The 20,463-nt window shown below is 44.8% G+C and carries 17 protein-coding genes; 5 read left to right on the top strand and 12 right to left on the bottom strand.

Translation table 11 applies throughout. The features are described from left to right. Positions 1-557 precede the first annotated feature (557 nt). The 6 genes from vpsR to xerD all read right to left on the bottom strand — a co-directional run bounded on the left by vpsR (position 558) and on the right by xerD (position 8,670). The gene (gene vpsR / locus L1D22_RS19490) at positions 558-1,892 is read right to left on the bottom strand and encodes a cyclic-di-GMP-binding transcriptional regulator VpsR (protein WP_239830922.1); all 1,335 of its coding nucleotides are present in this window, start codon (positions 1,890-1,892) and stop codon (positions 558-560) included. Positions 1,893-2,165: 273 nt separating this feature from the next. After that, on the bottom strand, positions 2,166-3,698 hold the full coding sequence (gene lysS, locus L1D22_RS19495) for a lysine--tRNA ligase (protein ID WP_017059330.1): 1,533 nt from the start codon (positions 3,696-3,698) through the stop codon (positions 2,166-2,168). A gap of 98 nt (positions 3,699-3,796) precedes the next feature. Further along, positions 3,797-4,895 (bottom strand): peptide chain release factor 2 gene (gene prfB, locus L1D22_RS19500; protein ID WP_102300662.1). Its coding sequence is split into 2 segments (ribosomal slippage): positions 3,797-4,819 and positions 4,821-4,895, totalling 1,098 coding nucleotides; the frame shifts between segments, so codons are not numbered across the junction. A gap of 236 nt (positions 4,896-5,131) precedes the next feature. Beyond that, positions 5,132-6,868, bottom strand: a complete 1,737-nt coding sequence (gene recJ, locus L1D22_RS19505) for a single-stranded-DNA-specific exonuclease RecJ (RefSeq protein WP_239830923.1) — start codon at positions 6,866-6,868, stop codon at positions 5,132-5,134. Positions 6,869-6,949: 81 nt separating this feature from the next. After that, a complete protein-coding gene (locus L1D22_RS19510; RefSeq protein ID WP_239830924.1) occupies positions 6,950-7,729 on the bottom strand; it encodes a thioredoxin fold domain-containing protein in 780 nt (259 codons plus the stop codon). A 26-nt stretch (positions 7,730-7,755) separates the two neighbouring features. Next, positions 7,756-8,670: a site-specific tyrosine recombinase XerD gene (gene xerD, locus L1D22_RS19515; RefSeq protein WP_239830925.1), complete on the bottom strand. Its 915-nt coding sequence runs from the start codon at positions 8,668-8,670 to the stop codon at positions 7,756-7,758. A 150-nt stretch (positions 8,671-8,820) separates the two neighbouring features. Here xerD and fldB point away from each other — a divergent pair, with 150 nt between their 5' ends. After that, positions 8,821-9,342, top strand: coding sequence for a flavodoxin FldB (gene fldB, locus L1D22_RS19520; protein WP_017630223.1), 522 nt, complete (start codon positions 8,821-8,823; stop codon positions 9,340-9,342). A gap of 121 nt (positions 9,343-9,463) precedes the next feature. On the opposite strand, the gene brnQ is transcribed toward fldB, so the two are convergent. Then, positions 9,464-10,777 (bottom strand): branched-chain amino acid transport system II carrier protein, encoded by a 1,314-nt coding sequence (brnQ, locus tag L1D22_RS19525; RefSeq protein WP_239830926.1) that lies wholly within the window; start codon positions 10,775-10,777, stop codon positions 9,464-9,466. Between the two features lie 314 nt (positions 10,778-11,091). Between brnQ and L1D22_RS19530 the strand changes: the two genes are divergently transcribed. Both L1D22_RS19530 and srmB read left to right on the top strand, forming a co-directional pair. After that, the gene (locus tag L1D22_RS19530) at positions 11,092-11,820 is read left to right on the top strand and encodes a methyltransferase (protein ID WP_239830927.1); all 729 of its coding nucleotides are present in this window, start codon (positions 11,092-11,094) and stop codon (positions 11,818-11,820) included. Between the two features lie 107 nt (positions 11,821-11,927). After that, positions 11,928-13,193: an ATP-dependent RNA helicase SrmB gene (srmB, locus tag L1D22_RS19535; RefSeq protein WP_239830928.1), complete on the top strand. Its 1,266-nt coding sequence runs from the start codon at positions 11,928-11,930 to the stop codon at positions 13,191-13,193. Positions 13,194-13,340: 147 nt separating this feature from the next. Here srmB and yaaA read toward each other — a convergent pair whose 3' ends face one another. Beyond that, complete coding sequence (gene yaaA, locus L1D22_RS19540; RefSeq protein WP_016783951.1) at positions 13,341-14,117, bottom strand: peroxide stress protein YaaA; 777 nt, start codon at positions 14,115-14,117, stop codon at positions 13,341-13,343. 208 nt (positions 14,118-14,325) lie between these two features. After that, positions 14,326-15,753, bottom strand: a complete 1,428-nt coding sequence (locus tag L1D22_RS19545; protein ID WP_032545312.1) for a sodium:alanine symporter family protein — start codon at positions 15,751-15,753, stop codon at positions 14,326-14,328. Positions 15,754-16,465: 712 nt separating this feature from the next. Between L1D22_RS19545 and L1D22_RS19550 the strand changes: the two genes are divergently transcribed. After that, the gene (locus L1D22_RS19550; RefSeq protein WP_008224353.1) at positions 16,466-16,654 is read left to right on the top strand and encodes a DUF3545 family protein; all 189 of its coding nucleotides are present in this window, start codon (positions 16,466-16,468) and stop codon (positions 16,652-16,654) included. A gap of 184 nt (positions 16,655-16,838) precedes the next feature. Here L1D22_RS19550 and L1D22_RS19555 read toward each other — a convergent pair whose 3' ends face one another. From L1D22_RS19555 to nfo, 3 genes are all read right to left on the bottom strand, one after another. Further along, a complete protein-coding gene (locus L1D22_RS19555) occupies positions 16,839-17,390 on the bottom strand; it encodes a hemerythrin domain-containing protein (RefSeq protein WP_026084176.1) in 552 nt (183 codons plus the stop codon). 86 nt (positions 17,391-17,476) lie between these two features. After that, positions 17,477-18,157, bottom strand: a complete 681-nt coding sequence (ung, locus tag L1D22_RS19560) for a uracil-DNA glycosylase (RefSeq protein WP_239830929.1) — start codon at positions 18,155-18,157, stop codon at positions 17,477-17,479. 659 nt (positions 18,158-18,816) lie between these two features. Further along, the gene (nfo, locus tag L1D22_RS19565; RefSeq protein WP_239830930.1) at positions 18,817-19,725 is read right to left on the bottom strand and encodes a deoxyribonuclease IV; all 909 of its coding nucleotides are present in this window, start codon (positions 19,723-19,725) and stop codon (positions 18,817-18,819) included. Between the two features lie 326 nt (positions 19,726-20,051). Here nfo and grcA point away from each other — a divergent pair, with 326 nt between their 5' ends. Continuing rightward, positions 20,052-20,429, top strand: coding sequence for an autonomous glycyl radical cofactor GrcA (gene grcA, locus L1D22_RS19570; protein ID WP_017059315.1), 378 nt, complete (start codon positions 20,052-20,054; stop codon positions 20,427-20,429). Positions 20,430-20,463 lie beyond the last annotated feature (34 nt).

Raw genomic sequence — 20,463 nt, forward strand, 5'->3', positions numbered from 1 at the left:
AGGAAAAATAGCGTGTTAGATAGTATGAGGGCTTCTCATTTAGCTGCTATTTTTCCGCAGCCAAATAAGGATACGGATCTATTAGTTAGGTTTATCTTGGGTGTTTCGATCAGCCATGGCTGATGTTTGTGACATAACAGTCACCATGTCAGAACACGGATCAAACGAAGCGCAAATATGCTGTATAAAATCGAAATGTTTCATTTGCGCCTCCAAGCTAACTAAAAAATCCAAAAAGAAATGGGTAGTAAAAGCAGACAAGTCTTTGTTAAACCTCTGCTTTCACGGTTAAAGTCTAACCAAGTGAGTATATTATTCAACCGATAATTGGTTAACATTTTCAAAACAATGCATTCACCTAAAATATCAGTTGCATATTCATTTATATATAAGATATTCACTATGATTATATAAAATCACAGCATATCTCTCTTAGTGACTGAGAGTTCATCTCTCGATTGTTCGAGCATAAACGCAGCGATTAGCAACAAAAAAGCCACGCATGATGCGTGGCTCTTAAATTTACACTAGCAGATTGAATGACTTACAAGAGAGTTCTACACAACACCCTCAGAAATAAGGCTGTGTTTATTGAGCAAACGGTACATGGTGGCTCGTGATACGCCAAGCTCCTTAGCCGCCAACGAAACCTGTCCACCATAAGACTCCAATACAATCAGCAATGCATCACGCTCTGAACGCTCACGAATGCTTTTCAAGCTACGGCGATCATCATTCTGTTTTGGTAAATCAAGTTGGTGATCTTCGATGATCACCGCATCCGACATCAGAACAACACGCTTAATCTGATTCATCAGCTCACGGACGTTGCCTGGCCAGTGATAGCGATTCATAGAACGAATAGCATCGTCTGAAAAGCTCTTAGCCTGAGCATTAAACTCTTTCGAGTACTCGCGCAGGAAATGATTCGCCAGTACCGAAATATCACTCACACGCTCTTTAAGGCTCGGAACATGAATACGCAGAACATTGATGTAGTGATAAAGCTCTTCATTAAAGTCACCTTCAATCAGTGCTTTTTCGATATCAGAAGAGTTCGCAGCAAGAATACGTACATCGACCGATTTTGGTCCGTTCGCTGTTTCAATTTTTCCTTCCTGCAAAAAGCGCAGCAGGTTCAGCTGCTGATTACGTGGCATCGCCAACACATCATTGAGTAGGATGGTTCCGCCATCGGCTTCTTCCAACATACATGGTGCTGTCGCTTGTTGTGCTGAGATACCAAACACTTCAGCTTCTATTCTCATTTCAGACAAGGCGCGGCAATTCACCGTCAGAAATGGTTTCTGTGCTCGCGAAGAGTTTTGATGAATCGAGCGTGCAATCGTCTCTTTGCCTGCCCCACTCTCGCCGTAAATTAAGATACTGACGTCAGTCGGCCCAATACGCTTCACTTGGTCTCTCAAGCGCTTCACAGCCACAGAGTCGCCCAGTAGGCCCATATTGTTGTTAATGCCGTAGTTTGGCCATACTTTCTGCTCAAGCTTGAGCATACCCAACTGGTGACCAATGGTACTCAATAGCTGAGCATCTGGAATTGGCGCTGTGAAAAAGTCGATACAGAAGTTAACGATAAACTGGCAGATCGTATCAGAGCTTAATTGCGATTCACGAATGAAGGCGAGCCATCTCACCTGTTTGTTATTGCTCACAAGGTTAGCAATACCGTTAAGGCTGAACTCATCATGGCTAAGATCCACAATGCCAATGCATGGGCCAATGTCAGCAATCAAGGCATCAGCTTTTCGTAAATCTGCACATTGGGTGCATTGCCAACCCACTTGTTCTAATACAGATAACCAGGGTTCGTACGCACCACCAACGACGATAAGAGAACCTGGTAAGGAATCCATCTTAAATTGAGTTCCCATCCTTCTTCCTTATTCTATTTTTATTTAAATCAGGCTAATACGAGTCACTGCTTCATCGTTCCACAAAATGCCGCGAGATCGTATTCAGCGCAGAGGCGTATAGTAGTGAGACTATCTTAGATTTTATGTCTCAATAGTAAGACTATGTCAGAAATAACGATTTTTCGAATCAAGAGTGCGGTACAGACTAGGTTTTGAAGCCCACAAAATTTAGAAAGCCACCCGAAGGTGACTTTCTAAATTTTGTGGGCTGTTAAGACCCTTAAGCGAAAGTTACGCTTGTGGACGCATTGCCGGGAACAAGATCACGTCACGGATTGTGTGCGTATTTGTAAATAGCATAGCTAGACGGTCGATACCGATACCTTGACCCGCTGTTGGCGGTAGGCCGTGCTCAAGCGCTGTGATGTAGTCTGCATCGTAGTACATTGCTTCATCATCGCCTGCGTCTTTCGCATTAACTTGCGCTTTAAAACGCTCGTCTTGGTCTTGTGCATCGTTAAGCTCAGAGAAACCATTCGCTACTTCACGGCCACCGATGAAGAATTCAAAACGGTCTGTGAAGAACGGGTTGTCATCGCTACGACGAGCTAGAGGAGAGATGTCCGCTGGGTAACCAGTGATGAACGTTGGTTGAATTAGCTGAGGCTCAGCCGTTTCACCAAAGATCTCTTCCAGAAGCTGGCCACATGTCCAGAACGTTTCTACGTCTACGTGTACAGATTTAGCGATAGCTACCATCTTCTCACGGTCTTGTAGATCTGCTTCTGTTAGCGCTTGAATCTCTGCGTGCTCAGGGTTGTAGTGTTTGATTGCATCGAACATGCTCATACGAGCGTAAGTGCCACCGAACTCAACGGTTTCGTCACCGTAAGGCATAGAAGTTGAACCAAGAACGTCCATTGCTGCCGTGCTTAGCATCTCTTCAGTCAGATCCATAAGGTCTTTGTAGTCAGAGTACGCTTGGTAGAATTCCATCATTGTGAATTCTGGGTTGTGACGTGGAGACAGGCCTTCGTTACGGAAGTTACGGTTGATCTCGAATACACGGTCAAAACCACCAACCACTAGACGCTTAAGGTAAAGCTCAGGTGCAACACGTAGGTACATGTCGATGTCTAATGCATTGTGGTGAGTGATGAATGGACGTGCAGTCGCACCACCAGGGATCACGTGCATCATTGGCGTTTCAACTTCTAGGTAGCCTTTAGCGCTCATGAAGTTACGGATTGAAGATACAAGCTTAGAACGCACGATGAATGCATTGCGAGAATCTTCGTTCACGATTAGGTCAACGTAACGCTGACGGTAACGCATCTCTTGGTCAGTTAGACCGTGGAACTTCTCTGGTAGAGGGCGAAGTGCTTTAGTCAGCAATTCAAACTCTTCCATGTTCACGTAAAGGTCGCCTTTACCCGATTTGTGAAGCGCACCTTTAACACCGATGATGTCACCGATATCTAGGCCTTGGTACTTCTCTTTCAGTACTTTTTGTACGTCTTTCGCTGCGTATGCTTGGATACGACCAGAAGTTTCTTGAATCGCAAGGAATGGACCACGCTTCGCCATAACACGACCAGCGATCGCAACGATGTGGTTGAGCTCTTCTAGCTCTTCCTTAGTCTTCTCACCGAATTCCGCTTGAAGATCGCCAGCTAGGTGCTCACGACGGAAGTCATTTGGGTGACCGTTAGCTTTGCAGTTTTGGCGGATGTGATCCAGCTTGCTGCGGCGCTCAGCGATTAGTTTGTTCTCTTCAGGTGAAGAAGCTTCTTGTGCGTTTTCGTTTTGAACAGCATCAGTCATTAGAGATGTACCCTGCTTTTAAAATTTGGACAGCTATATTTTTGCAAATATAGGCATTTTTACCAATATTATTGGTAAAGCTTAATAGTTGGTAAAGCTTACAGACCTGATTTCAGGCTAGCTTCAATAAACTTGTCTAAGTCACCGTCAAGAACCGCTTGAGTATTACGGTTTTCGATGCCGGTGCGTAAATCTTTGATACGAGAATCATCCAGTACGTAAGAGCGGATTTGACTGCCCCAACCGATGTCTGATTTGGTTTCTTCGCTCGCTTGTTTTTCAGCATTTTGTTTTTGAATCTCAAGTTCAAAAAGCTTAGCACGTAGCTGCTTCATCGCTTGATCTTTGTTCTTATGCTGCGAACGGTCATTCTGACATTGAACCACTGTGTTGGTTGGAACGTGAGTAATACGTACCGCCGATTCAGTGGTGTTTACGTGCTGACCACCAGCGCCAGAGGCACGGTATACGTCAATACGTAAGTCAGAAGGATTAATGTCGATCGTAATGTTGTCATCAATCTCTGGGTAGATAAACGCAGATGCAAATGAAGTATGACGACGACCACTTGAGTCAAATGGCGACTTACGAACTAGACGGTGAACACCTGTCTCTGTGCGTAACCAACCGTAAGCGTATTCACCAGAAATACGTACCGTTGCGCCTTTAAGGCCAGCAACATCACCATCAGACACTTCGATAACTTCAGTTTTGAAACCTTTCGAATCTGCCCAACGTAAGTACATGCGCAACATCATTGAAGTCCAGTCTTGAGCTTCTGTACCGCCCGAGCCTGACTGCAGATCGATGTAGCAATCTGATGCATCGTGATCACCAGAGAACATACGACGGAATTCCAGCTTCTCTAGCTTAGCTTCTAGCTCAGCCAGTTCTGGTTCAATTTCGTCAAACGTTTCTTGATCTTCTTCTTCAACCGCAAGCTCTAATAGGCCATCAACATCCTCAACACCTTGGTCAAGTTGGTCGATCGTTTCTACTACCGCTTCCAATGCAGAACGTTCTTTACCTAGCGCTTGAGCACGTTCAGGTTCGTTCCATACATCCGGTTGTTCTAATTCTGCGTTTACTTCTTCTAGACGCTCTTGCTTAGCGTCATAGTCAAAGATACCCCCTCAGGATATTTGTGCGCTCAGACACATCCTGCAGACGGTTTTTTATAGGATTGATTTCAAACATTTTAGCTCATCATTTATGAGTAGAATTTAACCGGAGAATTGTACTCAAAAGTGTGACGGAGATACAGAAATTTTTGGGGTTCGAAACAAGATTCAATCACTTAGAAGAATATAATTTTGAACACTGGGGAAATCATGCCATTCAGGCAATCACTGGAAGGAAAACAAGCCCTGTATTATGTACAGAGCTTGTTGAATTTAGCGCTAAATGTTTAACATTAATCAGTCGAGATTTGGCTATTTAGCTTCGATGTAATCAATCATCAACTGCAACGATTGGTTGCCACGAAATTCGTTGATATCGAGCTTAAATGCAAGGTGAACCGTTTTCACTGACGCATCTGGCCAGCGACGCAAATCTACATTAAAGGCAATACCATCAATCATCACATTGGTTGGGTGACCTTTGTATAACGGCTCAAGCATCAGCTTAAGGTGCTTTTCACCCACCAGCTTTTGGTGCAGCACTTTAAACTCACCATCGAAGATTGGCTCAGGGAAAGCTTGTCCCCACGGGCCACCAGCACGCAACGTTTCAGCGGTGTGCATTGAAAATTCTTCAGGTAGCAACTCACCGTCAGACAAGATAATGCCTTTCAGTGCCGTTTCTCCCAGTTCTTTCTTCACCACGTCATTGAACAGCTTACTAAAGCGTTCAAAGTCCTTTTCCATGATGGTTAAGCCCGCCGCCATTGCGTGGCCACCAAACTTTAGAATCAAGCCTGGATTTTGAGTGTCAATACGGTCTAATGCATCACGCATGTGCAACCCCGGAATTGAACGACAAGAGCCTTTGATGGTGCCTTCCCCGCCGTCTGCAAACGCAATCACTGGGCGGTGGTATTTGTCTTTGATACGCGAAGCCAAAATACCAATCACGCCTTGGTGCCAATCTCGCTGGAACAAAGCTAGACCAGAAGGCAGGTCGTCTTTACCAAACTCAAGACGCTCACAGAAAGCCATCGCCTCTTGTTTCATGCCTTCTTCGATCTCTTTACGTGTTTGGTTCAAGCCATCTAACTCACTCGCCATTCGACGTGCTGCATGGATGTTGTTACTCATCAGCAATTCAACACCAAAGGACATATCATCTAATCGGCCAGCAGCGTTAATACGAGGACCTAACGCAAAACCAAAATCAGAGGCGACCAAACGCTTAGCGTCTCGCTTGGCAATTTCGATCAAGGCCTGAATACCCGGACGCGCTTTACCCGCGCGAATGCGTTGCAACCCTTGGTGTACCAAGATTCGATTGTTCTCATCGAGTGGCACCACGTCGGCTACGGTGCCTAGCGCCACAAGGTCGATCAACTCCATCAGCTTAGGCTCGGTCATGCCACGCTCTGCAAACCAATTCAGCTTACGCATGTGGACACACAGTGCCATCATCAGGTAGAACGCCACACCCACACCTGCTAGAGCTTTTGAAGGAAAAGCGCAGCTTTCAAGATTCGGATTCACCATCGCATCAACCATTGGCAGTTCGTTGCCCGGCAAGTGGTGATCGGTAACCAGGACTTCTAGTCCTTTCTCTTTGGCAAAACGCACACCTTCAATCGAAGATACACCGTTATCAACCGTCATGATCACTTCAGCGCCAAGCTCGATTGCCTGTTCGACAACCTCAGGGCTCAAACCATAACCATCTTCAAAACGGTTTGGTACCAGATAATCGACGTTAGAGCTACCCAGCATACGCAAAGCAAGCACTGACAAGGCTGAACTGGTCGCGCCATCAGCATCAAAGTCACCGACAATGATGATGCGTTTTTGCTGCTGAATCGCGTTGAACAACAACTCTACCGCAGCATCAATACCGCCCAGTTTCTGATAAGAGTGCAAGCCTTTCGCAGCAGTCTCAAGTTGGTCAGCACTGTCGATACCACGACTCACATAGATGCGCTTTAACAAGTCAGGTAAGTGAGCAGGTAAAACTGAAATGTCGACCTCAGGACGGCGTTGGATCTCTATCATATAAAAATGGGCCCAATATCAATCAGGCCACTCCTTAAATCAAAAACATGGGGGGATAAATTGGCAATACAGAAAACGAGATTATTGCTCTAAACGTTGAAGCAGTTGTGCTGGCGGTAAGTAACCACTCACCAACTCACCACTTTCTAATACGATAGCTGGCGTACCATTGATACCAAGCTCTCGGCCTAGTTGGTATTGTTTCGCGATGATCTGTTTCTGCTCAGCAAGGTCTTTGCCTGATGCAGGCATCTGACGTTCTACTTTCGCATTGTGCATAGCTGCTTTTGGATCTTCAGAAGCCCAAATCGCTGCCATTTGGTCTGCAACTTGACCCGTTGCACCTTGGCGTGGGTAAGCCATGTAACGAACAGTAATTCCTAAGTCGTTGTAGCCTTGCATTTGGCTGTGCAGACGAACACAGTAACCACACGTAATATCAGTAAACACAGTCACAACGTGCTTTTCGTTATCCGCTTTATATTCGATAACCGTATCGGACAGTGCTGCTACTTTTTCAGCATTAAGCGGCGCTTGTCGCTCAGCCAATACATCACTGAATTTGCCGTTCTCATCCAAAGAGTAAAGTGTGCCCGCTAGAAAGTGATCACCTTTGGGAGAAGAGAAGATAATGCCGCTGTTGGTTTGAATCTCTAACAGACCATCGATATCCGAAGGAACAATCTTATCAACTTTGATACCGATTTTTTCAAAACGCTTAGTTAACGCTGCTGTATCAATCGCCTGAGCTGGAGCAACTTCTGCGGCTGTTGATGTTTGTTCTACTTTAGCTTCTGATGCATTACATGCAGTAATCATCAGTGGAAGCGCTAATAGAGGAAGACGGCGTAATACGCTCATTAAGTTCACCTTAAAAATAAATGGATTTAAGCACGAGGGTGATGCTGCGCGTGAATTTGCTTCAGCCTTTCAGTCGCCACGTGAGTATAAATTTGGGTTGTCGATAAGTCACTATGCCCAAGTAACATCTGTACGACCCTGAGATCTGCGCCATAGTTCAGTAAATGCGTCGCAAAAGCGTGTCTTAATACGTGTGGTGACAATAGCTCCGTGTCGATACCAGCGACGACCGAGTAATGTTTGATACGATACCAAAACGTCTGACGGGTCATTTGCTTAGCGCGTTTACTCGGAAAAACCACATCAGAACTGTTTTCACCAAGCAACTGCGGGCGACCTTGTTCAATAAATGTCTCGATCCAATCCACAGCATTTTCGCCCATTGGCACCAAGCGCTCTTTGCCGCCCTTACCAATAACTCGCACCACGCCTTGTCTTAGGCTGATGTTTTCCATCGTCAAACTAACCAGCTCGGTCACACGTAAGCCGGTGGCATAGAGTAACTCAAGCATGGCTTTATCGCGAAGCTCGATAGGATCGTTCGGATCTGGCGCATCGAGTAAGGCATCCACTTGTTCTTCGCTCAAATCTTTTGGTAAGCGTTGTGGAAGCTTAGGACTGATCAATAAAGCACTTGGGTCATCCGCTCGGATTTTCTCACGGTGCAAATATTGAAACAGGCGACGAATTGCCGACAACATGCGAGCACGAGAAGTCTGCTTAAAATCAGCGTCGGCTAACCAGCCTTGATAATCTTGTAGCCCTGAAAGGCTAATAAAATCGAGGCGGTAATTGTGCTGTTCCATCCAGGTAAGTAGCTTGGACAAATCGGTACGATACGAGACAAGCGTATTCTCAGATAACCCTCGCTCCATCCACATAGCATCTAAAAACTGTTCAACTAGACCGTGGTCTGCGCTCTGCCCTTGAGGCGACTGCATAGTGTTACTCACAATATTGGAAACTGTTTTGAGAGTATGCCAGAGCAAATATGAATGCCATAAAAATTACGACTTGAGCGGATAATCGCTGCAATCGAAGTCGATTTATGGTTAGAATTCGCCATCTGAAATTAAAATCGAACGTTTGCTATGAAAATTGGATTATTTTACGGCTCAACCACCTGCTACACAGAAATGGCAGCAGAAAAGATTCGCGGCATTATTGGTGAAGACCTAGTTGATATCCATAACGTGAAAGAAACCCCTCTTTCATTGATGGCAGACTACGACCTTTTGTTATTGGGCATCTCAACATGGGACTTCGGTGAAATCCAAGAAGATTGGAATGAACTGTGGGACGACATCGCGACAACGCCAGTAAAAGGCAAGGTTGTGGCACTGTTTGGTTTGGGTGACCAAGAAGGTTACGGCGAATGGTTCTTAGATGCGATGGGTCTATTGCATGACGAACTGAAAACCGCTGGTGCAGAGTTTGTTGGCTTCTGGCCAAACGATGATAGCTACGAGTTCGAAGCGTCTAAGGCACTCACCGAAGACCAATCACAGTTCGTTGGTTTGGCGCTTGATGAAGATTCACAATATGAACTCAGCGACGACCGTATCGCAAGCTGGGTAGAGCAAGTTCTGGTTGAGTACAGCGAAAAGCTATAAACGCATATTCGCTCTCGAAGACCTACTCATATAGAAACACACAGAATACAAAAAGGCCTCATTACTGCGAAGTAGTGAGGCCTTTTCTATGTCTAGTGACTATTTAATCTCAACGGAAAGATTAAACCGTCTCTTCTGCCATCTCTTGCTCTGTTGATTTACCAACAAAGAACATACAGATGATTGCTGCAGTTGTTGGCAGTAACCAACCCATGCCAATCTCAAACAATGGCAGCATCTTCAGTGCAGACACGTCTACACCCGCTACTTTAGCGCCATCAATTAGAGCAAACAGTAGAGACACTAATACCACCACGCGGTAAGCCGCTTTTGGATTAGGGAAACGGCTACGCAAGAACGTAAGTGCTACTAGAGCGATAGCGACTGGGTAAAGTGCAAACAGTACTGGTACAGACAGAGAAATCAGCTGAGAAAGGCCAACGTTCGCTACGGTTGCACAAGCAACACCGTTAATGATTACCCAAGCCTTGTAAGACAGAGGCGTTAGCGAGCTGAAGTAATCAGAACATGCTGATACAAGGCCAATCGCTGTGGTTAGACACGCTAATAATACGATCACAGAAAGCACTAGCTGACCAGAAGGACCAAACAAGGATTGAACGTATAGGCTTAAGATAGCACCACCGTTGTCGGCACCCGCTGCTACTGTTGCGCTTGTTGCGCCCAGGAAGAACAGAGAGATGTAAACAAACGCTAGACCAGCAGCTGCAATACAACCTGCGCTGATCAGATACTTAGTCGTCGCTGCGCGGTCAGTAATACCTTTGCTGCGGATCGCGTCAACAATCAGCATACCAAACATCAAAGAAGCAAAAGTATCCATGGTGTTGTAGCCTTCAAGGAAACCTTTGGTCAGTGGTTGAGTGATGTACTCACCGTGAGCCGCAAGAACGTCGCCTTGAGGGTTAACGAATACAGCAATCGCCAGTACAACTAAGCCAACGAATAGTGCAGGTGTCAGTACCTTGCCGATTACGTCGATAAGCTTACCTTGCGACCATGAGAAGAACATCGCTACTACAAAAAAGGCAATCGAAAAAAGAGTGAGGTGAGCTTGAGAGGCATCGATGAAGAACGGTTTCACCGCCATCTCATAAGCAACAAGACCGGTACGTGGTGCAGCAAATGCAGGACCGATAATGATGAAGATCAGCACAGCCATGATGGTAGCTGCTTGCTTAGGAAGATCTTTGGTTAGATGACCCCAAGAGCCACCAGCAACGGCAACGGCTACGATTGTGATTAACGGCAGACCAACGGCAGTCAGCAGAAAACCAGACATAGCTGGAAGAAAGTGGTCACCAGCCAATTGGCCAGCTAGAGGTGGGAAGATGATGTTACCCGCACCCAAGAAAAACGCAAAAAGCATAAAGCCCAATGCCATTATATCTGTTAGTTTTAGACTCTGTTTCACAGATAATCCTTAATTATATTTATGAATTTATGTTGTGCTTACATGAATGTTACAGCTCAAGGCTGCCAATCAATCTATAAAATAGTCGCGCATAATGACGAAACACTTAGCTAGCTGCAAGTCACCATAAAAAAACACCATATAAATTTGCATATATGAACAAAAAGCAGTGGATTCCACTGGATATGGAAAAATAGCCATAATTATAAACTAACCATAATTCACAACAATAAATCACCAAGCAGAACATTGATTCATACAAGTGGTTAACATTAGAGCTAATCACTTAAAATATCTCGATACTCAGAACATTCATGAAAGACAAAACAGTAGAAACCAAAAGCTTCAATTTTAAGAAATTCTCTATTTACGGTGGACAGAGCGGTATGCCTGTCAGCACCGATGGCGTGCTACTTGGTGCGTGGATGAGCCTTGCGCCGAAATCATCGGTACTCGACATAGGAACAGGCACAGGGTTGTTAGCTTTGATGACAGCACAGCGCTTTGAAGATGCTGCTATATCAGCAATCGATATTGATCAGCATGCCATTGACGCAGCGACAGTCAATATTGAGCAGTCACCTTGGCAAGATCGTATCGTGCTTCATCACGACAGTGTGTTATCGGCAAACTTTCCACAGAGGTTTGATGCGATCATCTGTAACCCGCCCTACTTCAACTCAGGCGAACAATCACAACAAAGCCAGAGAGCCACAGCCAGACACACAGACAGCTTGGATCACCTTGATCTTGCAAAGCGCTGCTTCGAGATAACGACCGACTCTGCGACGGCCAGTTTCATACTGCCAACGCCAGAGGGAGAAGGCTTCATTAAGCTTGCACAGCAGTGTGGTTGGTACTTAGCAAAACGCCTTGATGTGAAAACAACAGACAAGAAACCCGCGAGCCGCATCCTGTTTGAGTTATCTAAAGATCCTGCTTGTGAGCAAGATTTGCAGCGTGAATCGCTTACAATTCATCATCAAGGTGGTTATAGCGCAGCATTTATTGCACTTACTAAAGATTTTTATCTCAAGATGTAGCAAATACCATGTGATCCTAATCACTAATGCTTCTATAATGTCCGACTACTCTTTTTTATCGTCTGCTTTTTGAAGCAGAAACATTTATTGCTTGTGGAGAAACAACAGTGATCAGAACCTTTGCAGAACTCGATCTAAACCAAGAGCTGCTTAAAGCAATTGACGAAATGGGCTATGAACGTCCAACACAGATACAAGCTGAAGCAATCCCACAAGCGTTAGATGGAAGAGACGTTTTGGCTTCTGCGCCAACAGGTACTGGTAAAACAGCCTCATTCGTACTGCCAGCACTGCAGTACCTTCAGGATTTCCCACGTAAGAAAGCGGGCCCTGCTCGTATGCTTATCCTGACGCCAACTCGTGAACTGGCAATGCAGATCACTGACCAAGCTCGTGAGCTTGCGAAATACACTGCGCTAAACATCTTCACCATCACAGGTGGTGTGATGTACCAAGAGCACGCTGACATCCTTGGCACAACGCAAGACATCGTAGTAGCAACACCTGGCCGTCTGATGGAATACATCGAAGCTGAGCGCTTTGACTGTCGTGCTATCGAATGGCTGATCCTAGACGAAGCAGACCGCATGCTAGACATGGGCTTTGGTCCTGTTGTTGACCGCCTGTCTGCTGAGTGTCGCTGGCGTAAGCAAACTTTACTTTTCTCAGCAACGCTAGAAGGTAAAGGTGTTGAAGGCTTCACTGAAGATCTACTGAAAAACCCAGCGGAGATCGATGCAAAATCATCACTTCGTGAGCGTAAGAAGATCACTCAGTGGTACCACCGTGCAGACACAGCAGAGCATAAGCTAAACATCCTAAAGCACATCATCACAGAACAAGCTGAGCGCAGCATCGTGTTCTTGAAGACTCGTGATCGTCTAGGTGATCTTCGTGCTCAACTAGAAAGCGCGCAAATCCCATGTGCATGGATCCAAGGTGAGATGCCTCAAGATCGTCGTAACAACGCGATTGCTCGTTTCCGTGACGGTTCAGTAAACGTACTGCTAGCGACTGACGTTGCGGCTCGTGGTATCGACCTTCCAGACGTAAGCCACGTAATCAACTACGACATGCCTCGTACTGCTGACGTCTACCTACACCGTATCGGCCGTACGGCTCGTGCTGGTAAGAAAGGCAATGCGGTTTCTATCATTGAAGCGCACGACCAGCTGATGATTGAGCGTGTAGCTCGTTACACTGAAGAACCGATCAAAGAGCGCTTTATCGAAGGTATGCGTCCAACACATAAGAAAGCGGCCGTGACTAAGAAGAAGAAACCGAAGAAAGAAGACAAGAAAGCGGTAGAGAAACAAAAAATCGCGAAGAAGAAAAAAATCGCGAAGAAAAAGAAAGCAGCAAAGAAGAAATAATCTAACTGCTTCAACGATTCCATAAAAAAGCCCCATGCAGTTCGCAGCATGGGGCTTTTCTTTGTCTGGCCTGTTATCTGGCTAAATAATTCGTCTCTAATTTTAATTACAGGCTAAAGCCGAGACTAACTCGTTAGCCAAGGGCTGCTAGTTTTGCTCTTCACGCTTGAAAACAAGCTCTTTCGCATTCGACTCTTCTTCAACGAAATAGTAACCCGCCGTATCAAATTGAGTTAGCGCTTCTACCGAATCAATTTTGTTCTCGATAATGTAGCGAGCCATCATGCCGCGCGCTTTCTTCGCGTAGAAACTGATCACCTTGTATTGACCGTTCTTACAATCTTTAAATACTGGGGTAATCACTTGGCCATCAAGGTTCTTTGGCTTCACGGCTTTAAAGTATTCGTTCGACGCTAGATTGATCAGCACATTATCACCCTGAGCATTCAACGCTTCATTGAGCTTGTCTGTGATGATGTTACCCCAGAACTGATACAAGTTAGTACCACGAGCATTCGCCAAGCGTGTCCCCATCTCTAGGCGGTATGGCTGCATCAAATCTAACGGCTTAAGCAAACCATATAACCCAGAAAGCATGCGCAGGTGGTTTTGTGCGTAGTCAAAATCTTCATCCGATAAAGTCTCAGCGTCTAGGCCAGTGTAGACATCGCCCTTAAAGGCTAGGATTGCTTGGCGTGCGTTGTCTTGGGTAAAAGTCTCGCTCCACTGCTCAAAGCGCGCTACGTTCAACCCTGCGATTTTATCGCTGACTTTCATCAGTGCAGAAACATCTACTGGCGTCAGCTTACGGCACTCTTCAATCAGCTCAGCAGAGTGTTCAACAAACTCAGGCTGACTAAAGCGTTCAGTCGCTAATGGTGATTCGTAATCAAGTGTTTTGGCTGGAGAAACGACAACTAACATAACTTTACCCTAATCGGTTATCTAACTGGATGCTGCTAGAGTATAGAAAAAACATCAACTTGTCTTTATGACTCTTCCTATTACTTCGATAGGGAGAATGAGCTTTGATAGACAGAATTAGGCAAATGACAGGCAAAGAAAAAGGCTAAGGTCGAAACCTTAGCCTTTCTAATCACTTTAGGATGAGCTGTTTATCGCTCCAACAAGATTACTTCTTGTTGTTGTCCCAAATACCGTCTTCCAGCTGAGACTTAAGCTCTGGGAAGTCATTCGAATCAAATGTTGGTACTTTACCTGCGTCTAGTTGACGGTTGTAGTCTTTCGCTAGCTTAATCACGATGCCTGATAGCAGGATAATCGCCACCAAGTTAACAATCGCCATTAGGCCCATCGATACGTCAGCCAGTGCCCATACCGTTGGTAGTGTCGCTAGAGAACCAAACATAACCATACCCAGTACAACAATACGGAACAGCACTAGGCCTTTCTTGTTGTTGTGCTCTAGGAAGATAAGGTTCGTTTCAGCGTACGAGTAGTTTGCAATGATTGAAGTGAAAGCGAAGAAGAAAATCGCTACCGCTACAAAGATGCCGCCCCATTCGCCAACTTGTGCTGTTAGTGCACGTTGCGTTAGTTCGATACCTGTTACTTCACCGTGTGGTACATACTCACCAGACATCAGGATGATTGCTACTGTTGCAGAACAGATAACAATAGTGTCCATGAATACACCTAGCATTTGCACGTAACCTTGCGATGCTGGATGCGGTGGGTAAGGCGTCGCAGAAGCTGCTGCGTTTGGCGCAGAACCCATACCCGCTTCGTTCGAGAACAAACCACGTTTGATGCCGTTAATCATCGCTTGTGCGATTGCGTAACCTAGGCCACCCGCTGCTGCTTCTTGCAGACCGAATGCACTCTTGAAGATAAGAGCCAATACTTCAGGCACTTTCTCGATGTTCGCGAACATCACGTACATAGCGATCGCTAGGTAAGCCAATGCCATGATTGGAACGATGATTTCTGCTGTACGTGCAATCTTACGGATACCACCGAAGATAACGAATGCAGAGATAATTACGATACCAACACCAACGTAGCTACGCTCAAGGTCAAATGCTGTGTTCATTGCGCTTGCAATCGCGTTTGCTTGAACCGCGTTGAACACAAGACCGAATGCAATGATTAGGAAGATAGAGAATAGAACCCCCATCCAACGCATGCCTAGGCCTTTCTCCATGTAGTATGCAGGGCCGCCGCGGTAGTTACCGTCGTTATCACGCGTTTTGTATAGCTGTGCCAGTGTGCTTTCAGCAAACGATGTTGCCATACCCAGCATTGCGATTAGCCACATCCAGAAGATAGCACCAGGGCCACCAGCGGTTAGTGCTACAGCAACACCTGCCATGTTACCCGTACCTACACGAGCAGCGAGACTAGTACAAAGAGCTTGGAAAGAAGAGATACCAGCACTGTCTGCTTTACGGCTGTTTCTTAGAACAGAGAACATGTGGCCGAAATGGCGGAATTGAATGAAGCCTAGTCGTACGGTGAAGTAGATACCCACACCAACCAGTAAGTAAACTAAGATAGATCCCCAAAGGAGATCGTTCATCAAATTGATTAAGTCTGTCACGTGAACCTCGTAATTGAGTTTAAGCACCGATCATGCGTCCTAGCCTTCCTCTAGATCACCTATGCCAGTGTCAATAGTTGTGTCGGCATTAGTTTTATATTTATTTGCTGCGATCTAGATTGTAAATGTCGCTTCATGCATCCATTTTACGTATCAGTGTATTTTTTGACGGGCGGATAATGCAGCGAGACGGCTTAAAAATCAATATGCAAATACACTTATATTAAAATGACATTTCACTAATAACACACCTTTTGTTAACACATTTTTCAACAATACAGCCCAATAAAAGTCACATTATCGGGACATAATATCAACAACAACCATCGCCTCACCGCAACAAGAACACCATCCTATAAAAATGACGTCAGCCTAGGTTTTACAAGGTATAGTGAAGATCTGCGTTTTTTTCTAGAGCAATAAGATTGCTATCTCGTACACAGCAATACGCACTTAAATGCATTGTGGTTAAAGTGCTATTCCTTTCGCACAATGAATTAACATTCAATAACCCCTAATTTAATCGTTTACTTCGGTTTGTTTGCTTGTTTTTTATACATAAAAATTCCTTCAATGTGTGAGCATGCATAAAAAAACAGAACAAAAGCTTCATAGATTTGAAACAAATGAGAAACAAATCAAGGTTATGGTGAACCTAAATATGATATTTAATGGTTCGTAAGAACTAGTCCCACGGAAGGAGATATGGCTTATGGATAGCTTTCAATTCGATGAAGTATCAGAACTAGAAATGCCTCGTGCAACTCAAAAAACACGCTCTAAACCACTCAAGCGTAAGTGGCGTGAAATCGAAGCAATCAACGATCGTAGGCAGCTTGAGAAAGAGCTAAGAGAGATGAACCTCGGTCTTGATTTTAGCCTTGACGATATAAAGCTTTAATCAGCACGATAAGAAATCAGATAGCAAAAGGCACCTATAAAGGTGCCTTTTTTATTGTCTAGACTCTTTCATCCGTTCAAAGCGCTGCATTAAGACCTAATCATCTAATATAGAGGGAGTCTCAAACTCTCGCCTTTATATAGAAGGCACTTCGAAATAGGTAGTGACTCACTCTTAATATTATTTAAACGCACTCTTGCTCATTTTGTCGAACGCGAGCTGCGAGCTGGCGATATTGGTCAGCAATCGTGTCCCCAAAAACAGGGTCGTCTTCTGGTTGAAGCCACTGTGACTCAACCTCTTGCCAATCCTTAACCGTGAATGCATCAACAATCATTGGCAGTACATGCTTCTCTTCATATTCCATGTGCTTACGCTGAGCTTTCACAAAGCTCTCAAGTTGGTCAATGAACACCTGTTGCGGCACCACAGCATCTTGGAGAATCATATCAACCACACCTAAGAAGTCGGCTGTTTTCTCAGATAGCAACTGATGCTCGAGCTCCAAGTCCTCAATCGCTTGGTCACTGCCATATTGCTTAAGGTAGTAGCGATAAATGACGTCTTCTTTAGGGTGATGTACTTTGTCTGAGTGGTTCATCAAGTAATGAACCACCTCGGCGATCAGGCTATAGTTAATTTCTCGCTCCTGCTTGAGGAACTCTAACTTATTGTTGAGTATCGCGAGTAAACGAGCCATATAGCCATGCTCTCGTCTTATCCTTTCAATCATCATAGTATTGCACTCCATTACACCTACTATTTATAAGTGTATACGAAGATGCTGATTTATGATTTGACCCTGCTCAGAAAACCACCAACCTACACTTCTGTTGGTAAATGCCAATCAATAGGTTGTTGATCCATAGAAGAAAGCAGCTTATTGGTTGTTGAAAAGTGCTGACAACCAAAGAAACCACGACGTGCAGACAATGGTGAGGGATGAGGCGCTGCCAACACATGGTGCTTGCCTGTATCAATCGCTTGGCCTTTCTTCTGGGCATGTGCGCCCCACAACAAGAAGATGATCGGTTCCGAGCGCTGGTTTAGTTCTGCAATAATGGCATCGGTAAATGTTTCCCAGCCACACTTAGCGTGTGAGTGTGCTTTTGCCTCTTCTACTGTAAGCACGGTGTTCAACATCAACACCCCTTGCAACGCCCAAGCATCAAGATAACCGTGGGTAGGGATCTCAAAACCCTCTATATCTTGTGCGAGTTCTTTATACATGTTGCGTAGAGAAGGCGGGATTTTTACGCCGGGCAACACAGAGAATGCCAAGCCGTGTGCTTGATTGGCGCCGTGGTAAGGATCTTGCCCTAAGATAACCACTCGCACTGATTCGAAAGGCGTCATATCGAAGGCACTGAACACCTGCTCTTGTGGCGGGTAGATGGTTTTCCCAATATTACGCTGCTGTTCGACGAAAGTGAGAACACTCTGGAAGTACTCTTTCTCACGTTCATCATTAATAATGGATTCCCAAGTCTTTGGTGTACTCATCGTTTTACTTCCCAATCATCAAAGTTTCTAGGCTTCGCCAGACAAAAAATAGCTGTATCGGCTAACTGTCCTAAATAAGGCGCTAGGGCGTGTTGACCTTTCGTGGTTAAATTTTGTTCGAGATAAAAGCGTTTTAATCGCGGCGAGGGAGAAGTAGCCTAGTCATTCTAAGCAAATCTCCCTCAACAAAGAGTAAAACGCTTTTAGCCGAACCCTCCGGGCAGCGTTTGCTGGTCATTTCTACTGCGTTAGCGGCTTCTCATGTAGGCTAGCTACACGTCAAAGCCTCTTCCTTGTATAAATACCCAGCAACTCGCTGCAAAAATCAGCTCGAAAGATCAACACGCCCTAGTTATACCTCATACAGCTATCAATAAACATGATGTGTAGGGTTCACTTGTTGATGAATCATAATAATCAGTTCAAGTTGTGTTGATCTCGATTAACCACTTTTCTGCTGTGTGCGATGGTGACCGTGGCTATGCACGTGACGGTTTGGAGTTGGTAAACGGCGAGCAGCAGAAACAGTTGAAGTTTGGGCTTTTGAATACATAAAGGCACCTCCTCTAAGACATCGTGAATTACATATTCACTTTAAGACTATGAAAGAAAGGTGCCAATTTTTACAAATAGAAGAAAGTAAATTTTCCCCTCTATTACTACGCCTCTTCAGTCGCGACCGTTGCTGAGCGATGAAACATTCTAAGTTGTTGAATTTCCTCTTTCCAAATCGTCGAGTCAATCGTTTCTAAGATAAGAGGGATTCCATTGAAGCGAGAATCTGAGGCGATATACTCAAAACAATCCCAGCCAATTTCGCCTTTTCCTAAAGAATGGTGTCTATCAACTCGACTGGCGAACTCAGCTTTTGAATCATTGATGTGCATTGCTCTTAGATAGTGCATGCCCACAATGCGGTCGAACTCTGCAAAAGTATGCTCACACGCTTCTTTTGTTCGTAGGTCATAACCCGCAGTAAAGGTATGGCAGGTATCTAAACACACACCAACACGCGATTTATCTTCTACTTGGTCGATGATCTCTGCTAGGTGCTCAAACTTCCAGCCCAAGTTAGTACCTTGGCCTGACGTATTCTCGATCACCGCAATCACATCTGGAACCGCTTGATGGGCGAGGTTGATCGACTCAGCGATCTTAGCCAAGCACTCCGTCTCAGAGATCTTCTTAAGGTGACTGCCAGGGTGAAAATTCAAAAGCGTTAAGCCAAGTTGGTTACAACGCTCCATCTCATCAATAAAAGCTGCGCGTGATTTCTCTAGCTTCTCTTCTTCTGGTGCGCCTAGGTTAATCAAGTAGGAGTCATGAGGAAGAATGTGCTCGGCAGCAAAACCCAACATTTTGCAGTTGGCTTTGAATGCACTAATGGTTTTGGCTTCGAGTGGCTTTGCAGCCCACTGTCTCTGGTTTTTGGTAAACAGTGCGAACGCATTAGCGCCGATCTCACGCGCACGCATGGGGGCCTGATCAACACCGCCCGCCGCCGACACATGAGCGCCAATAAACTTAATATTTGTTTCAGGTTTTGAGGATGAAATTTTGTTTGTCATTAAATCACTTTACACTTTCAGAATGCATCATAAATAAAGGGTCATATCGGTTGTAGTTCAATTAAAACACAACAAATGTAGTAAAATTACACCAAATAAGACTGTTAAATATTTTTTATACTTTAAAATATTTTGTAATTACTTTGTTTTCAAAGGTTTTATTGATTTACCTCAATATAATTACCTTTGTAAAAATATGGTTTTTGGTTGTTTTTTGACTTAAATCAATGTTAACCTTACAAACATTAGGTATATATTACCCAGCTCAATAAAAATCGAAAGTTAACACCATAATCAAACCACGTTCAGTGGACTAGGAGATAGTTATGATCCAAGGTATTCAAATTACTAAAGCAGCAAACGATGACCTACTAAACTCAATCTGGCTACTAGATAGCGAGAAGAATGAAGCTCGTTGTGTTGTTGCTACTGCAGGTTTCGAAGCTGACCAAGTTATCTCAGCTGCAGACCTAGGCGAGTACGAAAGCCGTGAAGTTGCAATCGAAGCAGCACCACGCATCGAAGGTGGTCAACACCTAAACGTTAACGTTCTTAAGCGTGAAACGCTAGAAGATGCAGTTGCTCACCCAGAGAACTACCCTCAGCTAACAATCCGTGTATCGGGTTACGCTGTACGTTTCAACTCTCTAACAACTGAACAGCAACGTGACGTTATCGCACGTACGTTCACTGAGTCTCTATAATTTATAGAGCTTAAATTAGAATACAAAAACGGCG

Source organism: Vibrio sp. Isolate34 (assembly GCF_022397915.1).
Lineage (GTDB): Bacteria > Pseudomonadota > Gammaproteobacteria > Enterobacterales > Vibrionaceae > Vibrio.

What these genes read in the sequence shown, in the direction of transcription:
- vpsR (WP_239830922.1), bottom strand. Translation starts at nt 1,892, where the DNA reads ATGGGAACTCAATTTAAGATGGATTCCTTACCAGGTTCTCTTATCGTC.
- lysS (WP_017059330.1), bottom strand. Translation starts at nt 3,698, where the DNA reads ATGACTGATGCTGTTCAAAACGAAAACGCACAAGAAGCTTCTTCACCT.
- recJ (WP_239830923.1), bottom strand. Translation starts at nt 6,868, where the DNA reads ATGATAGAGATCCAACGCCGTCCTGAGGTCGACATTTCAGTTTTACCT.
- L1D22_RS19510 (WP_239830924.1), bottom strand. Translation starts at nt 7,729, where the DNA reads ATGAGCGTATTACGCCGTCTTCCTCTATTAGCGCTTCCACTGATGATT.
- xerD (WP_239830925.1), bottom strand. Translation starts at nt 8,670, where the DNA reads ATGCAGTCGCCTCAAGGGCAGAGCGCAGACCACGGTCTAGTTGAACAG.
- fldB (WP_017630223.1), top strand. Translation starts at nt 8,821, where the DNA reads ATGAAAATTGGATTATTTTACGGCTCAACCACCTGCTACACAGAAATG.
- L1D22_RS19530 (WP_239830927.1), top strand. Translation starts at nt 11,092, where the DNA reads ATGAAAGACAAAACAGTAGAAACCAAAAGCTTCAATTTTAAGAAATTC.
- yaaA (WP_016783951.1), bottom strand. Translation starts at nt 14,117, where the DNA reads ATGTTAGTTGTCGTTTCTCCAGCCAAAACACTTGATTACGAATCACCA.
- L1D22_RS19550 (WP_008224353.1), top strand. Translation starts at nt 16,466, where the DNA reads ATGGATAGCTTTCAATTCGATGAAGTATCAGAACTAGAAATGCCTCGT.
- L1D22_RS19555 (WP_026084176.1), bottom strand. Translation starts at nt 17,390, where the DNA reads ATGATGATTGAAAGGATAAGACGAGAGCATGGCTATATGGCTCGTTTA.
- ung (WP_239830929.1), bottom strand. Translation starts at nt 18,157, where the DNA reads ATGAGTACACCAAAGACTTGGGAATCCATTATTAATGATGAACGTGAG.
- nfo (WP_239830930.1), bottom strand. Translation starts at nt 19,725, where the DNA reads ATGACAAACAAAATTTCATCCTCAAAACCTGAAACAAATATTAAGTTT.
- grcA (WP_017059315.1), top strand. Translation starts at nt 20,052, where the DNA reads ATGATCCAAGGTATTCAAATTACTAAAGCAGCAAACGATGACCTACTA.